Below are 5979 nucleotides of genomic sequence, written 5' to 3'. Positions count from 1 at the left end.
GCCGCCGGGCTGGCGGTGACAGGGCGTGGAGACCTCGCCGTTGGGCGGTCTGTGAAGCGCCAACCACCCAAGGTAGAGGCAGCGTGAACGCGCCTCAGCCACGGGAATCCCCCGCCTTCAGGCGTGGAGAGGAAGTCAACAAACATCTCACCGCGGTAGAGCACGACTGGGTCATGTGGGCTTACCGCGGTGAGACAGGTCCACGACGGGAACGTCAGGTGCGGATCACCGCGGACGACACCGTGGCCCAAGCGGTGGCCGCGTATCGGGAGATGGCGCAGCGCACTACGGAGATCGCATTGGCCTGTGACGACCTCCACCGTCCCGGCGTGCGGTCGCTGCGCGAGCACGGCCCCGCGCCCTCGCTGCGCTGGGTGCTGGTGCACCTGGTAGAGGAGACGGCCCGCCACGCCGGGCACGCTGACATCCTCCGCGAGCAGATCGACGGCGCGGTTGGCCGCTGAGACAGCGCGGCCTACCGTCCTGCTCGGAACGCAGCGCCCCGAGGTGGCGAGCCTGCTGGCGCGGGCCGTGACCGGCACTCCACGGCCCGCTGCCGGCCGACGTCAGGGTTTGCGGAGCACGCCGCCGAGCTCCCAGATCTTCTTGGTCTCGGAGGAGCGGCCGACGTAGGGGCGCAGCGGCTCGGGGACGGGGCTGAGCGGCGGCTGGTTCGGGTCGGGCCGCCATTGGGCGACGTCGACGATGCCGGGCTCGACGGGCTCCAGACCGGCGACGAACGCGTGCAGCTCCGCGGGGCGGCGCACCCGCCCCCACGGCCCCAGGGCGAGCATCTCTGCGGTGAAGGCGTCCCCCGCAGCCACATCGTCGCTGCACAGATGGGAGATAGCGAGATAGCTGCCGGACGGCACCGCGTCGAGCATGGTCCGCAGCGCACCCCCCGGGTCGGCACTGTCCGGCAGACAGTGCAGGACCGAGAAGTACAGCAGGCCGACCGGCTGGTCGAAGTCGATGAGGGCGCGCAGGTCCTCGCTGGCGAGGATCTGCTCGGGCTGGGCCATGTCCGCCGTGATCACCGTGGTGTTGCCGTCTCCGGCGAGCAGCGCACGCCCGTGCGCCAACACGATCGGGTCGATGTCGACGTACACGACCCGGGCGTCCGGTTGGAACTGCTGGGCGACCTCGTGCACGTTGTTCTTTGTGGGCATGCCGCTGCCCATGTCGATGAACTGGCGGATTCCGGCCTCGCGCGCCAGGTAGCGCACCGCGCGGTAGAGGAAGAGGCGGTTCTCCCGCGCGACGTCGAGCATTTCGGGCGAGACCTGGACCAGAGCGAGCGCCGCCTGGCGGTCGACCTCGAAATTGTCCTTACCCCCCATCCCATAGTCGTAGATTCGGGCGACGGTGGGCTGATCGGTACGGATTTCCGGAGACGTCGGACGGGTCGGTCCGGACACCTGACGCACACTCCTCACGGGATTTCGCTCATTGCCGTCGTGACGATAGTAATCGTTAGAGCAAGAATTTACCTATCTTTGACGCAATTAATTTCATATTTCAACCGTCATCGCCGCAGCACGCTCGTTTCCCGTGGTCACGACGCCCGCAACCCATTTCCTCATAAGGAATCGAAATGTCGCACTTATGGCTTTCTGCCGGTTTTTAGTCCTGGGCTTCGCAGAGATTCCTGCGCTGAGCAGGCACCGCCCCTCCACCAGCACCAGGCGTCTCGCCATGATCATTGTTGCTCGCACGCCGCAAAAAGAACCCGCAAAACCCCTCTTTTCGGACAGCACCTTGGTGCTGGCTCAGCGCAGCGCAGACTCGTATTCCCTGCGGGTGTAGGTCTCAGACGTGCGGGTGCCCCGGACACTGCAGGAGACGCTCAGATACTCCGCCGCATCCTCGCCATGGTCAAGGAAAACCAGGTCTGGCCTTTCCTCCTTCGGCACGTTGAGCATGAAAACGGCGCTCGTCCGGTCGAGGAGGCCGTCCCACCGGGTCACCGCAGCGGGTGCAGGCAGGGAGGACAAGCGGACCGTTCCCGGACAGGTCTTCCGGACCAGGGCGAGGGTTTCCGGAGTGTCCATCATGAGGGGCGCCCGGTCACAGAAGCGGGCCCACTCCCCCGCGCTCGCGCACTCCCCCGGCCTTTCCTCAGTCGGCTTGCTCTCGTCATGCACCGGGGGTGCACTGTCTAGCCCGGACGGCCGGGGACCGAACTCCTCGCGCAGAGTCACCCGTCCCATGTACCGGCTGTAGTAGGAGCCGGAGTAGTGGGTGCCGACCACGGCAAGGTCGAAACGGCCGGGCAGGTACTTCCACAGTGCCCAGAGGACCCCTTCGAACTGCTCCTTCCAGTCCGCGGGGATGCTGCCGCCCAGGTCGTCCTCCACCGACACCGAGGCGTAGACCACCGTGCCTTCCGCCTCGTCCTCGTAGACGAGGACAAAGGGATCGAGCGAACTCCCTTGTCCCTCGAACTCTTCGAGGAACACTGCGACGTCAGTGGGGCGGGTGGGGCGCGGGCCGTACTGGACGGCGAGGAAACCGAGGATGAGCAGGAGCACCAGGCTGAGCACTCCCCCGATCACCAGCCAGGCAGCCTTACGCGAGGCGTGGGGAGCCGGCGTCTGCGGTGGGACGGCGGCAGGCCCCAGGGGAAGACCGCAGTGGCTGCAGAACGGACCGCGGACAGGTGCAGTGCAGCGGGGACAGTTCATGGCATTCCTCAACGGTGGGGGATGGATACCGCAAGGCTCGAGGCCCTCAGCCGAGAAGCCCGCAACCCGAAGAGCGTGTGACGATTACACCACGACAAAACTATGTTTGCAAAGTTTTCGCTGATTAAGTGAAGCCATGTTAACTCTCGGTAGAGTGTCCTGGGCTGCCCGCCTTTGACCGCTCAGCGCCGAGAGGCGGCGCAGTCGACAGCAACGGGCTATCGCCACACCGCCAGCAGGTGCCCCCTGGGAAACGGAGTCTTGTTCCTACGACCGGCACGGTTGACCATCGCGCCTGCACAGGGCGTGACCGGCTAGTGGGACAAAGGGGTGCGGCGGTGGCGGGACAAGTCCGTGCCGCCACACCTGGAGTCCGGGTTCGCTATCGAAAGTGCCTGGCTGCGGGCAGGCCGAGACCGCCGGGCTCACCTGGTCGAGGAGCTGGACGAACAAGCCTGAGAGGCATCTGCTGATACAGCAGTGGATGCTCTTGAGCCTTCCCGGCTACAACCGGTCGTTCTTGACACTTGCGAGGAAGGCGACCCATTCAGCCTGGATGAAACCCAGGTGACCGAGGTGTCGGTTCTGAATGTCACGCACCAGGACTGACTCGGGAGTCCCAGCGACCTCAACGCAGTTGCCGCCGGTCTGGTTGCTGTGACTGGACTTGCGCCAGGAAATGGCGACCTCGACGCAAGCTCCCGCGTTACCGCCGCTGCAGCTGGATTTACGCCAGTCAAGGCTCTTGATCGCGAGAGTTCTCCTCTCGCTTCATGAAGGATCTTGAGGGGGTTCACGTCGAGGCAAGGCCTCCGCCTGCAGCGCACCGAAGATAGTGTTGCATCGCTGTATATCTTCAAGTGTGCCAGTGACAAATTCCCCATCATGTGCTCTGCATGAGCTAGTGGTGAGCGATCCGAGAACGCCATGATGCGAAACGGTCCGGACAGTCCGGGATGGGATACCAGACGTCCTGGGGAATCACTTGGAACTTGATTCGGTCCTCGTCCACCAATTTCGCTATATGGTGAAGTTGGTCTCGCATAATCTCTGGCGTTCCGAAACGGCGGCGGAGGACGACTTCGTCCACAACGAACCACAGTAGCGGCCTGTCAGGTCCCTCAACTACTTTACTTCATGCCGTTTGACGCGAGCTTCCGCAAGCCGATCGATCTCGTCTTTCCCCGCAATAGGACGCCCTTCACGCATGACCACTCGCGCGTAGTCCTCTGTCTGGAGAAGTCCAGGGATGAGGACCGTTTGGTACTCGCGGAGCTCGGTTGCTACCCGCTCCAAAGCGATGATGCCAGCAAACCAGTCAGGCGCTCCTTCCCGGCTTGCAAGGCTGATCCACAGCCGGGTGAAGGAGCTTCCTGTGTTGTAGACAGCGTCCAGTTTTCCGCAAAATCCTTTGTGGGAAGTCGTGTTCCCCACTCAATAGCACTGAACATCGACGGAGAAACATTTTTTTCGCCTTGGCCACCTCAGCCTGCGAAAGCCCAGATAGTTGCCTGAATCTTCACAGCTCGACCCCAAACCGAATCCGCACCGGGTGTTGGGTGTCCACCATGCTCTACATCTCAACACAAACCAACTGGATCCACTATTGAAATCGACTAAAACTCCAAATGAGTGGACCCTATAGAAAAGGGTTCTTCGCGGTGAGGCTGTCCCCCGGCCAGCCCGCCCCTCGCAGCGCCCGACCCGCACTCACCTGTCCGCCGCGCTGACCGCAGGGGACCACCCCCTGCGCGGCGCCCGACCAGTGGAGAAACCGCACCCATGGACCACGACACCGCCCCCTCCGGCGAGGGGTTCGTGACCCTGTACGCCGGGCCGCTGGACGGCCTGGTGCTCACTGCCGCCCACCTGGACCGCATGGCCCAGGACCACGGCAGCGAACGCTACTTCCTGCTGACCAACCGCGGCGTCACCGGCCTCTACCAGGAGGTCGACGGCCGCTGGGTCTACGCCACCCCGCGCCTGCCGGCCGCCCCCGACCAGCCCACCGACCAGCCCGAGGAGCCCGCATGACCCCCACCCCCAAGACCCCGGACGGGCAGGAGACCGACGAGGTCTACCGGGTGCGCGGCCAGCGGGTCTGGCGCGACGGCGCCGAGCTGTCCACCCGCCGCATCGAGGCCCTGGCCGCCCGCCTGGCCGCCGTGGCCCGCGCCCGCCGCGAGGCCGAACTGCGCGCCGCCTACCCCGTCGGCACCCGGGTGTGGCTGAGAGGCGACCCGACGCCCCGCACCGTCACCGGCTACACCGACTCCCCGGGCCTTCCGCCCTCGCTGCGCCTGTCCGGCCACACCATCGCCCGCCCCCGCCAGGTCACCCGCAACCCCCCGACCTGACCCGGGCACACCACGACCTTCTTTCCGCCCGACGGCCGCCCGGCCGTCCCGACCCCCACGGAGCCGCACCATGCCCGTGTCCGTTCCGCCGTCGCCGCCGCCCCGCCCCCGGATGCGCCCGCCGCGCCCCTGGGTGCCCGACGACCCGCCCGAGACCGTGCTGCCCGCCTGGATATACACCCGCCGGGAGCCGCACCCGCCGCACCGCGTGGTCCGCCCCGACGCTCCCCCGCAGTCGGAGCCGGTCCGGCCGCGGCGGTCCCGCGGCCGGCACGCCCGGCACCGGCGTGTCCGAGAGTGCTCTGCAGAGCAGCGGGAGCTGATCGTGCTGGCCGCGCTGCTCGGCGCGCTCCTCGGCGGGTACGCCTGCCTCGCCGTGACCGTCTCCGTCTGCCCCCTGTGAACAAGGGCGGGGAGCGGAGAGTGCGCCGCCGGGCCGGGACGCCCTCCCGGCCCGGCGGTGTTCTTCCTCCGCGACCTCGGAGAACCGGACACGGCGGCACGTTCCAGCCAGTCTGTGTACACCGAGCACCAAACAACAACAGACGAAACAGAATGGGATTGACATAGTTTTCGTACATCATCTAAGTTCGCCGCACCGTACCCCCCCCGTTCCGGCCCCGCCCCCGCTCGCGTCCGCCCCCGCGTGTTGGAGCCCTCATGCCCCCCCCTGACCGAAAGCCCCGCCAGGTCACCCCCACCGAACTGCTCGACATCCGCGAAGCCGAGTGGCGGCCCCGCCTGGAGTCGCGCTCCCTCGTCAGCGAGACCGTGCTGCCCCAAAACCACCTGGACCGGGCCGGGGTCGCGCTCGGCCGCGCCCTCCCCCAGGCCCTCGACCGGGGAGGCGAGCCCCGTCTGCTCCGCTGGCCCGCCTGCATGGCCGCCGTCACCGCCGGCATCGCCACCGCCCGCTACTCCCAGGGCGCGTTCTGGCC

General features: G+C 66.6%; 10 protein-coding genes. 5 read left to right on the top strand and 5 right to left on the bottom strand.

Going from position 1 to position 5979, the window contains the following annotated elements; all coding sequences use genetic code 11:
* The first annotated feature begins 173 nt into the window (after positions 1-173).
* Complete coding sequence (locus tag CW348_RS00045) at positions 174-464, top strand: DUF664 domain-containing protein (RefSeq protein WP_081430448.1); 291 nt, start codon at positions 174-176, stop codon at positions 462-464.
* A 102-nt stretch (positions 465-566) separates the two neighbouring features.
* Here CW348_RS00045 and CW348_RS00040 read toward each other — a convergent pair whose 3' ends face one another.
* The 5 genes from CW348_RS00040 to CW348_RS00025 all read right to left on the bottom strand — a co-directional run bounded on the left by CW348_RS00040 (position 567) and on the right by CW348_RS00025 (position 4118).
* Entirely contained in the window at positions 567-1418 is an 852-nt protein-coding gene (locus tag CW348_RS00040) for an SAM-dependent methyltransferase (RefSeq protein ID WP_104612567.1), read from the bottom strand.
* 351 nt (positions 1419-1769) lie between these two features.
* Positions 1770-2684 (bottom strand): hypothetical protein, encoded by a 915-nt coding sequence (locus tag CW348_RS00035; RefSeq protein ID WP_011291577.1) that lies wholly within the window; start codon positions 2682-2684, stop codon positions 1770-1772.
* A 504-nt stretch (positions 2685-3188) separates the two neighbouring features.
* On the bottom strand, positions 3189-3434 hold the full coding sequence (locus CW348_RS00030; protein ID WP_081430403.1) for a DUF397 domain-containing protein: 246 nt from the start codon (positions 3432-3434) through the stop codon (positions 3189-3191).
* 151 nt (positions 3435-3585) lie between these two features.
* On the bottom strand, positions 3586-3774 hold the full coding sequence (locus CW348_RS15900; protein WP_219821482.1) for a Scr1 family TA system antitoxin-like transcriptional regulator: 189 nt from the start codon (positions 3772-3774) through the stop codon (positions 3586-3588).
* 35 nt (positions 3775-3809) lie between these two features.
* The gene (locus CW348_RS00025; RefSeq protein ID WP_011291575.1) at positions 3810-4118 is read right to left on the bottom strand and encodes a Scr1 family TA system antitoxin-like transcriptional regulator; all 309 of its coding nucleotides are present in this window, start codon (positions 4116-4118) and stop codon (positions 3810-3812) included.
* Positions 4119-4466: 348 nt separating this feature from the next.
* Here CW348_RS00025 and CW348_RS00020 point away from each other — a divergent pair, with 348 nt between their 5' ends.
* The 4 genes from CW348_RS00020 to CW348_RS00005 all read left to right on the top strand — a co-directional run.
* Positions 4467-4718, top strand: a complete 252-nt coding sequence (locus tag CW348_RS00020; protein WP_041427861.1) for a hypothetical protein — start codon at positions 4467-4469, stop codon at positions 4716-4718.
* On the top strand, positions 4715-5041 hold the full coding sequence (locus CW348_RS00015; protein ID WP_016188499.1) for a hypothetical protein: 327 nt from the start codon (positions 4715-4717) through the stop codon (positions 5039-5041). Before CW348_RS00020 ends, CW348_RS00015 begins: the two co-directional genes overlap by 4 nt.
* 70 nt (positions 5042-5111) lie before the next feature.
* Positions 5112-5444 (top strand): hypothetical protein, encoded by a 333-nt coding sequence (locus CW348_RS00010; protein WP_104612568.1) that lies wholly within the window; start codon positions 5112-5114, stop codon positions 5442-5444.
* A gap of 257 nt (positions 5445-5701) precedes the next feature.
* On the top strand, positions 5702-5979 hold a 278-nt coding region (locus tag CW348_RS00005; RefSeq protein ID WP_287462233.1), incomplete at its 3' end, for a hypothetical protein.

It is taken from the genome of Thermobifida sp. (assembly GCF_017577275.1).
Lineage (GTDB): Bacteria > Actinomycetota > Actinomycetes > Streptosporangiales > Streptosporangiaceae > Thermobifida > Thermobifida fusca.
Note: the sequence above shows the minus strand (reverse complement) of the source record. Positions and strands in the feature narration are given on the sequence as shown.